The sequence below is a fragment of the Limnohabitans sp. 2KL-1 genome (assembly GCF_003063435.1).
Classification (GTDB): Bacteria; Pseudomonadota; Gammaproteobacteria; order Burkholderiales; family Burkholderiaceae_C; genus Limnohabitans_A.
The window spans coordinates 25,553-42,023 of sequence record NZ_NESL01000007.1 but is presented as its reverse complement, the minus strand read 5'-3'; the positions used below and the strand labels follow the sequence as shown (position 1 = coordinate 42,023).

12 protein-coding genes are annotated in these 16,471 nt (G+C 61.2%); 2 read left to right on the top strand and 10 right to left on the bottom strand.

The window, feature by feature from the left end:
- Positions 1 to 82 precede the first annotated feature (82 nt).
- The 9 genes from B9Z47_RS13725 to B9Z47_RS13685 form a co-directional block, all read right to left on the bottom strand.
- The gene (locus B9Z47_RS13725; protein WP_108331807.1) at positions 83 to 847 is read right to left on the bottom strand and encodes a type III pantothenate kinase; all 765 of its coding nucleotides are present in this window, start codon (positions 845 to 847) and stop codon (positions 83 to 85) included.
- 44 nt (positions 848 to 891) lie between these two features.
- Positions 892 to 1,347, bottom strand: coding sequence for a polymer-forming cytoskeletal protein (locus tag B9Z47_RS13720; RefSeq protein WP_108331806.1), 456 nt, complete (start codon positions 1,345 to 1,347; stop codon positions 892 to 894).
- A 27-nt stretch (positions 1,348 to 1,374) separates the two neighbouring features.
- Positions 1,375 to 2,316 carry a M23 family metallopeptidase gene (locus B9Z47_RS13715; RefSeq protein WP_108331805.1) on the bottom strand — a complete coding sequence of 314 codons (942 nt, stop codon included), beginning with the start codon at positions 2,314 to 2,316 and terminating at the stop codon, positions 1,375 to 1,377.
- A 242-nt stretch (positions 2,317 to 2,558) separates the two neighbouring features.
- A complete protein-coding gene (locus tag B9Z47_RS13710; RefSeq protein WP_108331903.1) occupies positions 2,559 to 3,977 on the bottom strand; it encodes an amidase in 1,419 nt (472 codons plus the stop codon).
- Between the two features lie 49 nt (positions 3,978 to 4,026).
- Entirely contained in the window at positions 4,027 to 5,526 is a 1,500-nt protein-coding gene (locus B9Z47_RS13705) for a M81 family metallopeptidase (protein ID WP_108331804.1), read from the bottom strand.
- A gap of 6 nt (positions 5,527 to 5,532) precedes the next feature.
- A complete protein-coding gene (locus B9Z47_RS13700) occupies positions 5,533 to 7,143 on the bottom strand; it encodes an ABC transporter ATP-binding protein (RefSeq protein WP_108331803.1) in 1,611 nt (536 codons plus the stop codon).
- Positions 7,140 to 8,021: an ABC transporter permease gene (locus tag B9Z47_RS13695; RefSeq protein ID WP_108331902.1), complete on the bottom strand. Its 882-nt coding sequence runs from the start codon at positions 8,019 to 8,021 to the stop codon at positions 7,140 to 7,142. The genes B9Z47_RS13700 and B9Z47_RS13695 overlap by 4 nt, the downstream gene beginning before the upstream one ends.
- A gap of 5 nt (positions 8,022 to 8,026) precedes the next feature.
- A complete protein-coding gene (locus B9Z47_RS13690; RefSeq protein WP_108331802.1) occupies positions 8,027 to 8,980 on the bottom strand; it encodes an ABC transporter permease in 954 nt (317 codons plus the stop codon).
- A gap of 32 nt (positions 8,981 to 9,012) precedes the next feature.
- Positions 9,013 to 10,587, bottom strand: a complete 1,575-nt coding sequence (locus tag B9Z47_RS13685; RefSeq protein WP_108331801.1) for an ABC transporter substrate-binding protein — start codon at positions 10,585 to 10,587, stop codon at positions 9,013 to 9,015.
- Between the two features lie 60 nt (positions 10,588 to 10,647).
- Here B9Z47_RS13685 and B9Z47_RS13680 point away from each other — a divergent pair, with 60 nt between their 5' ends.
- Entirely contained in the window at positions 10,648 to 12,093 is a 1,446-nt protein-coding gene (locus B9Z47_RS13680; protein WP_108331800.1) for an amidase, read from the top strand.
- 10 nt (positions 12,094 to 12,103) lie between these two features.
- Here the strand turns inward: B9Z47_RS13680 and B9Z47_RS13675 are convergent, their stop codons facing one another.
- Positions 12,104 to 12,538, bottom strand: a complete 435-nt coding sequence (locus tag B9Z47_RS13675; RefSeq protein WP_108331799.1) for a rhodanese-like domain-containing protein — start codon at positions 12,536 to 12,538, stop codon at positions 12,104 to 12,106.
- Positions 12,539 to 12,688: 150 nt separating this feature from the next.
- On the opposite strand from B9Z47_RS13675, the gene icmF reads away from it, so the two are divergent.
- The gene (icmF, locus tag B9Z47_RS13670; RefSeq protein ID WP_108331798.1) at positions 12,689 to 15,979 is read left to right on the top strand and encodes a fused isobutyryl-CoA mutase/GTPase IcmF; all 3,291 of its coding nucleotides are present in this window, start codon (positions 12,689 to 12,691) and stop codon (positions 15,977 to 15,979) included.
- The last annotated feature ends 492 nt before the right edge of the window (positions 15,980 to 16,471 follow it).

Sequence of the window (16,471 nt, the reverse complement as noted above, 5' to 3'; positions counted from 1 at the left end):
GCTGAAATTGACCGCTTCGTCCTGAAAGACACGATTGACACCAGGGTGAAAACAATCTCAACAGCCCAAAGCTGAAGCGGCATCAGTTGAATCGACAGGCAGCCATGGCCAGCAAGCCATCAAAAATCAGGTTATCGACCAATTCGAACTGCACGGACATGCTGGGTGCCATCTTCCATCCCGCCCCCCCGGTCATCACACAGACCGGCTCCTGTCCGGTGTGTTCGCGCAAGTGCTGAACCATGCGCTCACATGCCCCGGCAATCGCATAGGTGCCACCACTGGTCAAAGCGTCACTCGTATTGGTCGGAAACGGCCGAACCTCACCGGTGGGAACATGCAAGCCCGCCGTACCCGATTCCAGCGCCCGGAGCATGATGCCGTGGCCCGGCAAAATCAGCCCCCCCAAAAAGTGCCCGTGCTCATCGATGGCTTCGACCGTCACCGCCGTACCCACCATCACGACCACCAAAGGTCTTTTTTGTCCCGTGGCCATCATGCGGTGCCGGGCACCAATCATGGCGACCCACCGGTCAGACCCCAAACGCGAAGGGTGATCGTAGCCATTGATCAAGCCCGCCTCTTCTAGGCCAGGAACAACCCATTTGGGTGAGAAATCCCAAATTTCCATCTGCTCTTGAACCCGTCGCTTGATCGCATCACCTGCAACCACGCAACCCAGCATCACATCAGGAACCGGCAATTGCGCCCAAGTCCCCTCGGACAAGCGGTCGATGTTTTCCAAAAATTCGGCACCATGCGCGAGCAATTGGCCTTGGGGGCTCGGTTGATCGTACAGCGCCCATTTCAAGCGCGTATTGCCCACATCAATGGCTAAGAATGTCATGCGCCGATGATAATGAATTTCAATCGGCGTGTGAGACCACCGCTTTACCCGGCGCTGCCCGCAGTTTGCGCTTTGCGAATGGCGTCTTGTGCGTCACGGTCCGAACGTGTGGGGGCATCCGACGCATCCACTTGCAAGAGCAAACCCAGCAATTTGGCACCGTGTTCGACGGCCATGGAGGCATATTTGATGTCACCCTGAACCAGGGCGCTGGCCATGAGCTCGACCCGCTCGAAAGCATGGATGTTGCCGGACACTTTGCCAGCCACAATGATCCGACTGGCAAACACATCGCCCTGGACCTCGCCGTTGGGTCCAATCACCACCGAAATGGTGGCGTCTTTAGGGGCTTCAATGTTGCCGATGACCTTGCCATCAATGCGCACACTTTCCTGCAACCGCAAACAGCCATGGATCTCCGCATGCCGCCCAATGAGCGTGTCGAATTTTTCCTGGCTCATGACCAAAGGGGTGTGGTTTGTTTTTTTCTTGCCAAACATCTTGCTTCCTTTTTGTGTTGACAGTTGTTACTTGCGTGCCCAAACAGCGAGGGCCTTGGCGGGGTGGATGGCCTGATCTTTGAAAATAACTTCGTAATGCAAATGAGGTCCCGTAGATCTACCAGTATTACCTAAAGTACCCACTTTATCGTGACGATCGACTTTGTCATGAATGTTGACGTTTATAGTCTTGAGGTGTGCATAACGTGTGACAAAACCATCGGCATGCGACACATCAACCATATTGCCGTACGCCCCCGAATACTCTGCACGCAAGACCACCCCATCCGCTGTTGCCAAAACAGGCGTCCCCATGGGTGCTACAAAATCAATGCCCTCATGCATGCTGCGCAAATGGGTCATCGGATCAGCCCGAACACCAAATGTGCTGGTCAATGCGAAATCAGTTGAAAGGGGCAACACCGTTGGCAAGCGGTCAATCCGGGCCAGGTCTTTTTGCCAGCGTTGATGCATGTCCTCCATGGCTTTGTCATAGTCTTGCATTTGCTTGAGAGACTGATCCAGTTGGTGGTCCAGTTTCTTGGCTGAGAACCCCCAACGAGGCAACAGGTTCAGCGGACCGCCGCGCCCCACCAAAAGGTTGCCCTGGCCCGGTAATGAGGAAGTAAACAGCTTTTCAATACCCAACCTGCCCAACACTTCATTTTTCACACTCTCGAGCTCATGCAAACGTTCAGTGACCGTTGAAAGTTGCGAATTCAATGCATCGAGCTTGTGACGGTAGATGGCCTCCATTTTTTGCTGTTCGCTTTGACTGGTCACACCCCCCATGCGCTGCGCCAGTTCGGGCACATACTCAACCGCCACCCTCAATCCAATCAGGTTGAACACAAAACCCAGGATCACCAAGCAACTGGAAGCGGCGGCCAGTGCCAACAAGACCGTTCGGGCCGTGATGGACCAAGTTACGACTTTGGCCGCCGGACCAGACACCCAAATCACTTGCATACACTCTCCTAGGCTGCTGTATCAATGAATCACCAGCCTTGTATTAGATCAAAAGTATTCATTAAGTCAATTGAGATTTCTCTGTACTCCTCGGCACCCGTCAACCAGCCTCACAAAAGCCTGCGATTCAAACGAGAAGGTGGTGCTTACCCGTTGCGGGTATTTGGGGGATGGGGGTATGGCGCAGGCAAAAAACGAGGGCCACCCCGCCAGAAGCAGCCTCACAGCCTGAGCTGAAATGCTTAAATGACCGGGCGCGCCACCGGCATAACCGACTCATAAGCACGCGCGGCCCTCAACACCAGCGCGTCACCAAACATGGGCCCGACGATCTGCAAGCCCATGGGCAGACCGCCGCGGGTCAGCCCGCATGGCACGCTGATCGCAGGCTGCTGAGTCAAGTTGAAGGGGTAGCTGAACGGGGTCCAGCCCAGCATGGACTCGGGATTCATGGGAACAGCACCGGCAGAGCGCGCTTCAAATGCCGGGATGGCGACGGCCGGGGTCACCAACAGGTCATAACGGCGCATGAACTGGCGCATGTGCGAACCGAGCACGCCGCGGCGCTGGTTCAACTGCTGTACCTGCAGGGCGCTCATTTGCGCGCCCATGGCCGCCTCGGCCCGGAAGTCGGGATCGGCCAAGGCTTGCTGCTCGGCTGTCAGGCCAGACCACACGGTGTAAGCCCCGAGGAACCACAAACCGGTCGTGATCTCCAGCGGATCTTCGAAGCCCGGGTCCACCTGCTCCACATGCGCGCCCAAGGTTTCAAGCTGCTTGACGGCCGTAGCCACCGATTCAGCGATTTCAGGATGCACATTGCGGGCATAGCCCAAGGTGGGCGAATACGCGATGCGCAGGCCACGCACGCCGTCTTCCAGACCCACGGTGTAATCGGTCGCATCGGGCGGCAGCGATGTCCAGTCGCGGGCATCGGGCTGCTTGAGCACGTTGGTCATCAAGGCGGCATCGCGCACGCTCATGGTGTGTGGACCCAGGTGCGCCACCGAGCCAAAAGGCGACAAGGGGTAGGCGGGCACGCGCCCAAAGCTGGGCTTGAGGCCCACGTTGCCGCAAAACGCCGCAGGAATGCGCACGCTGCCCGCACCATCGGTACCCACACTCAAGGGCCCCAGGCCTGCGGCCACGGCCGCCGCCGTGCCGCCCGAAGAGCCACCGGGGGTGCGGTTCAGATTCCAGGGGTTGCGCGTGATGCCAGTGGCCGGTGAATTGGTCTCGCCTTTGCAGCCAAACTCGGGCGTGGTGGTTTTGCCCAGCAACACGGCACCAGCCTCGCGCAGACGGGCCGTGGCCGGCGCGTCAACTTCCCAAGCTTGGTTAGGATCGATGGTGCGGCTGCCGCGCAAGGTGGGCCAACCCTGGGTCAGGATCAGGTCCTTGATGGAGGTGGGCACGCCGTCCAGCGCGCCCACGGGCGAGCCTTGCTGGCGGTGCGCTTGCCAGCGCGACTCGCTGGCCCGGGCGCTGGCCAGGGCCGCCTGTTCATCCACCAGACAAAACGCGTTGATCTGGGGGTTGACCCGCACGATGCGCTGCAAAACCGCTTTCGTGACATCCACCGGCGACGCCTGACCACTGCGGTACAGGGCCAGCAGTTCGTGGGCCGGAGCCTGGGTCAGGTCAGTGGTGTGGTCGGTCATGGTCATGCCTTTTTGTGAAAATTTCAAAACCCCGACTTGAATGCCAACATCAAGGTCGGGTGCGGGTCTGCGGGCTGAGCTTCTTCCAGGGCAAGTCGCCCGGGTCGGCCGCCATGGGGCCGGCCGCCTTGGCCACCAACACACGGCTGGCAATCGGCGTGAAGTCGGCTCGGAAATGGTTGGAGCTTTTGACCACCAGCAGTTTCATCTGTTCGGGCTGAACGCCCACGGCGCGAAACAGCTCACGGTCAAGCATCTGCATCTTGCCGCTGGCCACGGCAATCAGCACGCCGTCGATCTCCAGGCACGCGCAAGGACCGATGTGGGCTTTCATGCCCGTCATCATCGGACCCTTGAGTTCGCAGTAATCCGGCCCCAAAGCCCGCACGGTGAAGCGGCCTTGCACAGGCGGGTCACTGGGCTCACCGGTGAAGGTGGGCACGGCCTTACCCAAAGCCAGTTGCAAGCTGGCGCCCACGCCGGCCGCATGTGCTTTGCTGGCTGCTTCGGGGTCATACAACAAGCCCAAGGCCACCTGGCTTGGCCAGCGTTTGCCCGCCCCTTGCTGCAGCAAAGCGTGCAGCATGCCGGTGGTGTTGCTGTCGCCGCCTGCACCCGGGTTGTCCTGTGTGTCGGCCATGACGACCGGCGCGGTCGACACCTCTGCTGTGGCCAGCGCCTGGGCCACCGCCTCGCGGGCAGGCAGCACATCGGGGCGCCACTGGCCGGGTTCGGCCACACGCTCATAAAGACGCTGAACGGCCGCATCGGCCTGCGGGCCATGGCCCCAGACCACGGGACCGCACTCGTCAAAGTCGGACGCTGGAAAGCCCATGCAGAAACTCAGCATGCAGCCGGTTTGCGCCTCCAGCGCGATCATCTCGTCGTACAGGTCTTTGGCCGGTGCCATCCAGGTGCTTTGCGCGTTGAGCGGAATCAAAAACGGCAGGCGACGCGCCTGCATGGGACGCTTGCCGCCTGCACGCAAATGCTCGCGCAGCAGCGCGGCGGCTCGCTCGCCGGTGTCGGCCATGTCAATGTGCGGGTAGGTGCGGTAGGCGACCAGACCATCGGACAGCTGCAACATGCGCTCGGTCACATTGGCGTGCAGATCCAGGCTGGCCACGATCGGTACCCGGGGGCCGACCACGGCACGGATGCGGGCGATGAGTTCGCCTTCGCTGTCGTCGGCGTTTTCGGCCACGGCCGCGCCGTGCAAATCGAGGTAAACGCCATCGAGACCCTGCACCATGGCCGCACGCACATCTTCAAGAATGGCGCTGCAAATGCGCTCGAACGCGTCACGCGTGACATACGACGATGGCGTGGCACCCGCCCAAGCCGAGGGCACCAGCTGCCAGCCCACACGCTTGGCCGCATCGATGAAACCGCCGGCCGGGATGTTGACCCCGGTCATGGCATCGACCATGGCCTGACCGCGCACATAGGCTGGAAAGGCCTCGCCACTTTGAAAAGCGGCCCAGTCGGCCAGGCTGGGGGCAAAAGTGTTGGTCTCGTGCTGGTAACCAGCCATCAGGATACGGGTCATGGGGTCTCAGTTTTCCAAGGGGGGCAGTGCGACGGGCGCCGCATCAAACAGCCGTCGGGTGTAGTCTTGCTGGGGGTTGGCATACAAATCAACCGTGCGACCCTGCTCGACAATGCGCCCCTGGTGCATCACGATGACGCGGTCACACAGTTGCGCGGCCACACGCAGGTCGTGCGTGATAAAGAGCAACCCCAAACCCAGACGCGACTGCGCCTCTCGCAGCAGGTTGAGGATCTGGGCCTGCACGCTCACATCCAGCGCGCTGACGGCTTCATCGGCCACCAGCACTTGCGGGCGGCACGCCAAGGCACGGGCAATCGCCAAGCGTTGGCGCTGACCGCCGCTGAACTGGCTGGGGTAACGCTTCAAAGCCTCCACCGGCAAACGCACCTGCGCCATCAATTCAACCGCCAGCGCCTCAGCCTGTTCGCGCGACTGTCCAAAGTTCATTGCACCTTCGACCATGGACTGGCCCACGGTGCGACGCGGGTTGAGCGAGCGGTTCGGGTCCTGAAACACCACCTGCACACGGTGGCGCAGCGGACGCAGCTGACTTTCGGGGCGCTGCGCGACCTCGTCTTCACCCCAACGGATCTGGCCTTCGGTCGGATCGATCAGACGAATCAGGCAGCGCGCCAAGGTGGACTTGCCCGAACCGGACTCGCCCACGATGCCCACGGTTTCGCCCGCATGCACAGCCACAGCGGCATCCACCAGTGCGGCCGTGGGTCGGCTGCGACCCAGCCAGTCACGGCTGACATAGGTTTTACCCACGCCTTGGCCCGACAACAAAGCCGGGCCTTGCGGTGCGGGCTTAGCCGGCGGAGGCATCATGCCCGGCACAGCGGCCAGCAACTGGCGGGTGTAATCGGCGCTTGGGCGGCGCAACACCTGGTCACAGTCACCGCTTTCCACCGCCTGGCCCTGGTTCATCACCAGCACCTGGTCGGCAATCTCGGCCACCACACCCATGTCGTGGGTGATGAACAGCACCGCGCTGCCCTGCTCTCGTTGCAGGTCGGCAATCAAGCGCAAAATTTCCTTTTGCGTGGTCACATCAAGCGCCGTGGTCGGCTCGTCGCAAATGAGCAGCGCGGGCTTGAGGATCACGGCCATGGCGATCACGATGCGCTGACGCTGCCCGCCGCTCAACTGATGCGGGTAGCTGCGCAACATGCGCGCCGGTTCCGGCAGCTTCACGCGCTCGAACACCCGCAGGATTTCCGCACGGCGCTGCTCGGCAGGCCAGTCGGTGTGGGTGGAGAGCAATTCATCGACCTGGTCCCCACAGGTCATGACGGGGTTGAGGGCTGTCATGGGTTCCTGGAACACCATGCCCATGGCCTTGCCGCGCAACTGACGCAAGCGCAACGCAGAAGCGGGCAGCAGAGACTCGCCTTGCAACAGCACCTCGCCCGCCACCGGCTGGAGTTCTTTGGCCAGCAAGCCCATCACGGTGGTGGCCATGACCGATTTGCCCGATCCAGACTCCCCCACCACACACAGGGTTTGACCGGGCAGGATGTTCAGCGATACAGCGGTGACGGCATGCGCCCGATCCCCGCCCGCAGGCAATGCGACCGACAGGCCGCGTATGGAAAGCACGGGCTGACTCATGAGCCACTCCGTTTGGCAAACTTGGGATCGAGCACATCACGCAGGCCATCGCCCAGCAAATTGATGGCCAGCACGGTGGGCACCAAAAACAAAGCCGGGTACAGCACATTGCCGGGGTACTGGGTGAACTGCACACGGCCTTCGGCCATGATGTTGCCCCAAGTCGGAATGTCCGCCGGCAGGCCCAGGCCCAGAAAACTCAAAATGGCCTCGGTCAGCACCGCGCTGGCGGCAATGAAGGTGCCCTGCACGATCAACGGAGCCATGGCATTGGGCAGGATGTGGCGCATGAGGATAACGGGCGTGGGCGTGGCCAGCGCGCGCGCAGCCTCGACAAAAGGTTCTTCGCGCAACGTGAGCACCAGCGAGCGCACCAGCCGCGTCACACGGGGAATTTCAGGAATGGCAATCGCCACCACCACGGTCCACAACTGAGCGCCCAGCGCCGCCACCAGGGCAATGGCCAACAAAATGGACGGGATGGCCATCAAGCCATCCATGACGCGCATCAGCACCGCATCCATGGCCCTGAAGTAGCCCGCCAGCATGCCCAGCAAGCCCCCCACCAGCAAGGCCACCGAAGCGGTGAACAGGCCAATCAGCAAGGACACCCGCGTGCCAAACAGCACACGGCTGTAGATGTCACGGCCAAAGTTGTCCGCCCCCATCCAGAAGGTGTGGGCCACGCTGGAGCCGTCCAGCATGGCAAAGGCCCCCACCGTGCCCGACAAGGTGTTGATGTTGCCCGAGTCCATGGCTGCCGGGTCCACGGTGCCAAGCCAAGGTGCCAACATGGCCACCAGGATCAGCAACAACAGCACACTGGCACCAAAGCGAATGGACGCATTCGCCATCAGTTTGCGCAAAAGGAAATTCATGCGGTTCAATAACGGATGCGGGGGTCAAGCCACAAATAGCTCAAATCCACCAAGAGGTTGATCAGCACATAGAGCACGCTGAAAAACAGCACCACCCCTTGAATGACGGGAAAGTCCCGGTTGAGCACCGCGTCCACCGTCAGCGAGCCCAAGCCGGGAATGGCGTACACGGTTTCGGTCACCACCACACCGCCAATCAGCAAAGCAATGCCGATGCCAATCACGGTGACGATGGGCACGGCCGCATTGGTCAGCGCATGGCGCAGCAGCACCGCCTGCTCGGTCACGCCCTTGGCGCGGGCTGTGCGGATGTAGTCTTCAGTCAATGCCTCGGACACGCTGGCACGCGTGACCCGCGCAATCAGCGCGACATAAATCGTGGCCAAACTGACCCACGGCAAGACCAGCTGGTAGGCCCAGGCACTCAGACCCTGGGATGACGAACCCCACAAGCGCCGATAACCCTGCACGGGCAACCACTGCAGTTCAATGGCAAAGATATAGATCAGCACATAACCAATGACAAACACCGGCACTGAAAAACCCGCCACCGCAAAACCAGACAGGATGCGGTCCAACCAGCCGCCCATGCGCCAGGCGGCCAAAGTGCCCAAAGGCACAGCCACACAAACAGAAATGAGCATGGTGCCCACCGCCAGCGACAAAGTGGGCTCGATGCGCTGGGCAATCAGTTCTGTCACCGGCTTGCCCAAGTAAAAGGAATAACCGAGGTCGCCCTGCACCACACCTGAAAGCCAAATGCCAAATTGCGTCAGCAAGGGCTTGGTCAGGCCCAATTGCTCACGAATGCGGTTGATGTCTTCGTTGGTGGCGTTGTTGCCGGCAATCACGGCCGCCGGATCCCCCGGCGTGAGCCGAAGGATCAGGAACACGATGACGGCCACCGTGAACAACACTGGAATCAGCGCCAGCAGGCGCTGCATCAAGAATCGCAGCATAAAACTTCAGCTGTTCTTGTTGGAAATGGTTTTCAGTTCTTCTTGATGTTCCAGTACACCTGAGCACCACCGGGCACCAAGCCCGAGATGTTCTTGCGCAGGGCTGCGGGGTTGAAGTACTGCCCGAGCGGTACGTGCGTGGCGGTCTCCATGGCGCGCAGCTGGATCTGCTCGGCAAGCTGTTTTTTCTGGGCATCGGTGGAAGCCTGCGCAAACTTGACCTTCAGATCTTCGATCTGCTTGTCGTCCTGCCAGCCGAACCAGCCCTTGTCACCCGCCGCGTTCATCATGGCCATGGTCAGGGGGTTGAGGATGTCGCCGGCAGTCCAGGCGGTCATGAAGGCGTTCCAACCGCCCTGAGCGGGTGCATCTTTCTTGGCGCGGCGTGCCACCAGCGTGGCCCAGTCCATTTGCTGCATGTCAACCTTGAAGCCAGCGGCTTCGAGTTGCTGCTTGGCCACCAAGGGCAGCTTGGCAATCGAGGCCAGGTCGGTGGGGCGCATCAGCACCACAGGGGTACCGTCATAGCCCGCATCCTTGAGCATCTGGGCGGCTTTCTTGGGGTCGGCCATGCCAGTGTAGATCCCCGTCTTTTCGCTTGCAAAGGGTGTACCGCAGGGGTACATGCTCTTGCAGAAAGTGAACATGCCGGGCGCGCCCACTTGTGTTTTGAGGTGCGCTTCCTGACCCAGGGCCACCATGGCAGCCTGCCGGATCTTCACATCATTGAACGGCGCATGCAAATGGTTAAACCGGAAGATGTACTGCAGGCCAGCAGGCTGCGCATCCACCAACTGGATGTCTTTTTGCGCCTTCAAGGAAGCGTACTGCTCGAACGTGGGCTGTTCGACAATGTCGACCTCGCCCGCCACCAGTGCATTGAACTGGGTTTGCGGGTCGCGGATGATGACCCACTCCACACGATCCAGATGCACTTGCTTGCCACCTGTGGTGCCATCGGGGGCCTCGCTGCGCGGCTTGTATTTGTCGTTCTTCACGTACACCAGACGCTCACCGGGCTTGTATTCGCCAGGCACGAACTTGTAAGGGCCGGAGCCGATGTTCTCCTTGATCTGCTCGCTGCCGGGGGTGGCGGCAATGCGCGCTGGCATGATGAACAGCACGTTGGAAGAGGGCTTGCCCAGCGCTTCGAGCATCACACCAAAGGGTTGCTTGAGCTTGAGGACAAAGGTCTTGGCATCGGGCGTGGTGTAGGTGTCCACGCTCTTGGCCAAGACGCCGCCAAAGCTGTCGCGACTGGACCAGCGCTTGATGGATGCGACCACGTCTTCGCTGGTGACAGGCTTGCCGTCATGAAACTCCAGACCATCGCGCAGGGTGAAGGTCCAGGTGAGGTTGTCCTTGCTGACGTTCCACTTATCCACCATCTGGGGCTTGACCTTGCCGGCCAAATCGGTGCCGAACAAGGTGTCGTAAATCATGTACCCGTGGTTGCGCGTGACAAAGGCCGTGCTCCAGATCGGATCGAGGATCGTCACGTTGGCATGTGGCACCACCTTCAGGGTTTTACCTTGGGCCTGCACCCCCATCGGGACCAACAGGGCTGTGGCCAATGTGGCCATGGCAAACAGGGAACGACGCTTCATGATTCACTCCAGTCAAAAGGGGGACAACAACCGTTGCACCAAACCACTATAAATCCAAACATGCTGACTTCTTCTCAGGACATTACCCAATACAGCGCACTCGACTTGTCTCGTGCGATACACACCAAGCAAGTGTCATGCCGCGAAGTCATGCTCGCGACACTGGCCCAGGTGGACCGGCTCAACCCGGGCAGCAACGCCATCGTGAGCCGTGTTGAGACCGATGTGCTATTGCGACAGGCCGACGAGCGGGATGCCCAGCTGGCCCGAGGCGAGTCGATGGGCTGGATGCACGGCATGCCCCAGGCCATCAAAGACCTGTCTAACGTGCAAGGTCTGCGCACCACTTTGGGCAGTCCGCTGATGAAAGACTTTGTGGCCAGCGAGGACGGCCTCATGGCGCAACGCATGAAAGCCGCCGGGGCCATCGTCATCGGCAAGACCAATACGCCCGAATTCGGCTTGGGCTCACACACCTTCAACGAAGTGTTTGGCCCGACCCGCAATGCCTGGAACCCGGACAAGTCTGCCGGTGGCAGCAGCGGCGGTGCGGCCGTGGCGCTGGCCCAACGCATGCTGCCTGTCGCCGACGGCTCGGACTTCATGGGCAGCCTGCGCAACCCGGCGGGCTGGAACCATGTGTTTGGCCTGCGCCCCTCGCAAGGGCGCGTGCCCATGTGGCCCGCACAAGACGTGTTCATTGCCCAACTGGGCACCGAAGGCCCCATGGGCCGCCATGTGCGCGATGTGGCCATGCTGCTGTCGGTGCAAGCCGGGGCAGACACGTCCAGCCCCTTGAGCCTGACAGGTGACCCGGCCGTGTTCGCGGGCTCGCTGCACAGCGACCCCAAAGGCCAACGCATTGGCTGGCTTGGCAATCTGCAAGGCTACCTGCCCATGGAAGACGGCATCCTCCCACTCTGCGAATCGGCACTGCAAAGCTTTTCGGGCATGGGCTGCAGCGTGGACGAAGCGCGGCTGGGCATGCCGCCTGAGCAAATTTGGGAAGCTTGGCTGGTCTGGCGGCAGGCCTTGGTGGGGCCGCGCATCGCGCCTTTCCTGGTCAACCCGGGCAACCGCGCCCAGATCAAGCCCGAAGCCTTGTGGGAACACGACCAATCGCTCAACCTGACCGGGGCCCAACTCATGTCGGCCAGCGCCAGCCGCACGCGCTTTTACCAAAGCATGCTGGCGCTGTTTGAAAAGTTCGACGTGCTGGCGATTCCGGTGGCGCAGGTCTGGCCCTTTGATGTGAGCCTGCGCTGGCCGCAAAGCGTGGCGGGCAGGTCCATGGACACCTACCACCGCTGGATGGAGGTGGTGATTTACGCCACCTTTGCAGGCCTGCCGTCCATCAGCGTGCCTGCGGGCTTTGGCGCCAACGGGCTGCCCATGGGCCTGGCGCTGATTGGCAAACCGCAGGGTGAGTGGGACATGTTGACACTGGCCCATGCCTACGAAATGGCCAACCAGGACATGATCGCCCGGCGGCCACCCGGCGTTTAAACCGCCAAACTCAATTTTGCTGCCAGGGCAGGCCGCGAAAGCGCCATCCGCCCTTGTGGCCCCGGTGGGCCTGCTCGTCCGGGTCGCCTTCAAAGCCTTCCAGAATGTTGTAGGCCTGCAAGCCCAACTCGGTCGCGCGCTGGGCAGCGGCAATCGAGCGCACCCCACTGCGGCACAGCAGCACCAGCTTTTTGCCGCCAGCGCCCACGGCCTGAACGCCCGCATCAAAGTCGGGGTTGACCGCCATGCCGGGCCACTGCTTCCAGGCCAGCGCCAGGGCGCCAGGCACAAAACCCACCCAGGCGCGCTCGGCATCGCTGCGCACATCCACCAAAACGGCCTCACCCGACTGCACCCAAGCCCAGGCCAACTGTGGGCTGACATCGCCTGCATAGCCCTGCGCGGGCTGCACGCCGGACGGCAAAGAGACTTGGGGATCGTTCATGGCGGTGTCCTGTGAGGCTGAAAACGGGTTTGAATGATAGCTTTTCGAACGTCCATCACGCTGTCAGTGACAGGAAAGCCACCACCAGCTAAGATGCGGGTCTTGATTGACGTTTACGTCAACGTCAACTGAACCACCACAGAGACAACCATGACCGACCTGTCCGCTGAATTCAAAGCCCTGGCTGAATACCGTCCCACGAACAAGGTGCGCTTTGTCACCGCCGCCAGTCTGTTTGACGGCCACGATGCGGCCATCAACATCATGCGACGCATCTTGCAAAGCATGGGGGCCGAAGTGATCCACCTGGGCCACAACCGCTCGGTGGACGAGGTGGTGACCGCCGCGCTGCAAGAAGACGCACAAGGCATTGCCATCAGCTCTTACCAGGGCGGGCACAACGAATATTTCACCTACATGACCGACCTGCTCAAGGCCCGGGGCGGCGAGCACATCCAGGTGTTTGGCGGCGGCGGCGGTGTGATCGTGCCGTCTGAAATCCGCATGCTGGCCGAGAAAGGCGTGCGCATCTTCAGCCCCGAAGATGGCCAGAAGATGGGCCTGGCCGGGATGATCGGCGAGATGGTCATGCGTTGCGACCAGGACGTGAGCCCGCTGGCCCCCAAAGACGTGGCAGCGATTCAGGGCCACGGCGAGATGAACTGGCGCGCCCTGGCGCAGCTGATCACCGCTTTGGAAAACGACAAGGCCGATGCGGGCGTGGTCCAAGCTGTGCGCGAACAGGCTGCGCAAAAGAAAGTGCCCGTGTTGGGCATCACCGGCACCGGCGGCGCAGGCAAGTCTTCACTCACCGACGAATTGATCCGCCGACTGCGGCTGGACCAAGGCGACGCGCTGCGCGTGGCGGTCATCTCCATCGACCCTTCTCGCCGCAAGAGCGGTGGTGCCCTGCTGGGCGACCGCATCCGCATGAATGCCATCAGCCCCTGGTCGCAAGGCCCGCGTGTGTTCATGCGCTCGCTGGCCACGCGTGACTTTGGCAGTGAAATTTCAGCCGCCCTGCCTGACGTGGTGGCGGCCTGCAAGGTGGCCGGTTTTGATGTGATCGTGGTCGAAACCTCGGGCATTGGCCAGGGCGACGCCGCCATCGTGCCGCATGTGGACGTGCCGATGTACGTGATGACGCCCGAGTTCGGTGCGGCCAGCCAGCTCGAAAAAATCGACATGCTGGACTTTGCCGAGTTCGTGGCCATCAACAAGTTCGACCGCAAAGGCGCCAGCGACGCGCTGCGCGACGTGGCCAAGCAGGTGCAGCGCAACAAAGAAGCCTGGACTGTGCCGACCGAGCAGATGCCGGTGTTTGGCACCATGGCCGCCCGCTTCAATGACGACGGCGTGACCGCGCTGTACCAGGCGCTCAAAACCCGCCTGGCCGAGCTGGGCATGCAGACCACCGAAGGCCGTTTGCCCGTGGTCAACGTGCGCCACAGCACCCACCAAAACCCGGTCGTGCCCTCCGCCCGCACCCGCTATTTGGCCGAAATCAGCGACACCGTGCGCGGCTACAAAAAGCGCGCTGTGACCCAAGCCCGTTTGGCCCGCGAGATCCAGCAACTGCGCGCTGCCGCCCGCATGCTTGAAGTGGGCAAATCCGGTCGCGCCAAGGCCGCCGAAGCCGCGATTGACCTGGCCGTGAGCCGCGAACAAACCCAAGACCCCCATGCGCGAAAGCTGCTGGCCCAGTGGCCCGACATGCAAAAAGCCTATGCGGGCGACGAGTACGTGGTGAAAATCCGCGACAAGGAAATCCGCACAGCGCTCACCACCAAATCGCTGTCAGGCACCACCATCCGCAAGGTGGCGCTGCCCAAATACGAAGACGACGGCGAAGTGCTCAAGTGGCTGATGCTGGACAACGTGCCCGGCAGCTACCCCTACACCTCGGGCACCTTTGCCTTCAAGCGCGAGGGCGAAGACCCGACCCGCATGTTTGCCGGTGAAGGCGACCCCTTCCGCACCAACCGCCGCTTCAAACTGGTCAGCGAAGGCCTGCCCGCCAAGCGCCTGTCCACCGCCTTCGACTCGGTCACGCTGTATGGCAACGACCCCGACCTGCGTCCCGACATCTACGGCAAGATCGGCAACTCGGGCGTGAACGTGGCCACGCTCGACGACATGAAGGTGCTGTACTCGGGCTTTGACCTGTGCAACCCGACCACCTCTGTGTCGATGACCATCAACGGCCCAGCGCCGTCGATCTTGGCCATGTTCATGAACACGGCCATCGACCAGAACATCGACAAGTTCAAGGCCGAGAACGGCCGCGAGCCCACCGAAACCGAGACCGCCAAGATCAAGGAATGGGTGCTGGCCAATGTGCGCGGCACGGTGCAGGCCGACATCCTGAAAGAAGACCAGGGTCAGAACACCTGCATCTTCTCGACCGAGTTCTCGCTCAAAGTGATGGGCGACATCGCGCAGTATTTTGTGCACCACGATGTGCGCAACTTCTACTCGGTGTCCATCTCGGGGTACCACATTGCCGAGGCCGGGGCCAACCCGATCAGCCAACTGGCGTTCACGCTCTCCAACGGCTTCACTTTTGTGGAAGCGTATCTCGCGCGTGGCATGCACATCGACGACTTCGCGCCGAACTTGAGCTTCTTCTTCAGCAACGGCATGGACCCGGAATACACCGTGCTGGGCCGCGTGGCGCGCCGCATCTGGGCCGTGGCCATGAAAGAAAAATACGGCGCGAATGAGCGCAGCCAAAAGCTCAAGTACCACATCCAGACCTCGGGCCGCTCGCTGCACGCCCAAGAGATCCAGTTCAACGACATCCGCACCACGTTGCAAGCGCTGATCGCGATCTACGACAACTGCAACAGCCTGCACACCAACGCGTTTGACGAAGCGATCACCACGCCCACCGAAGACTCGGTGCGCCGCGCCATGGCGATTCAGATGATCATCAACCGCGAATGGGGCCTGGCCAAAAACGAGAACCCGAACCAGGGCGCCTTCATCATCGACGAGTTGACCGAACTGGTCGAAGAAATGGTGCTGGCCGAGTTTGAAAAGATCGCCGAACGTGGCGGCGTGCTGGGCGCGATGGAAACCGGCTACCAACGCGGCAAGATTCAAGACGAATCCATGCACTACGAGATGCTCAAGCACACCGGCGAGCTGCCCATCATTGGCGTGAACACCTTCCGCAACCCCAAGGGTGATGCGGTCATGGACACGCTGGAGCTGGCCCGCTCGACCGAGGAAGAAAAGCAGTCGCAATTGAAGCGCCTGAACGACTTCCACGCCCTGCACGCTGCCGAATCGCCAGCCATGCTCAAGCGCTTGCAGCAAGCTGTGATCGACAACGGCAACGTGTTCGAGGTGCTGATGGACGCGGTGCGGGTGTGCTCGCTCGGCCAGATCACCAACGCGCTGTTCGAGGTGGGTGGACAGTACCGACGCAATATGTGAGGGCGGTCACGCCGGCCCGATCACGACCGCCAAAACCCGTGCCAGTCATTCAAAGCTGACTGGCATTTTTCATGGGCGGTTGATGACAGGTGACCCCCAGACCTCGTGCGCGAAACCTCAGTCCATGCGTTTGGGCCGCGGCAAAGCCGCCCGACCAAGCCATGCGGAGCATCCGCCGCTTCCCACGGTAACGACAGATCCCAGCCGCCCTGATCAACCACCAACACCAACTCAACGAAGCCATAACCACAGCCGCCCCCCCCGGCTTTGAGCGACCTGTGTCGGTCGCTATCGTTCAGGCATCCGTTCACCGGCACGCTGTGGCTGCATGTGTTTTGTCTGTTCAAAACACATGCTGGCGGTGTTGGCCTTGCGTCGCTCCAAAGCAATCCCTCCCTCCCGCCTCGCTGAACGAACCGGACCGGACCGGACCGGACCGGCCTCGCCACAGAAATCAAAACCAATAAAAATGAAATTAGCCAATTGGGTATT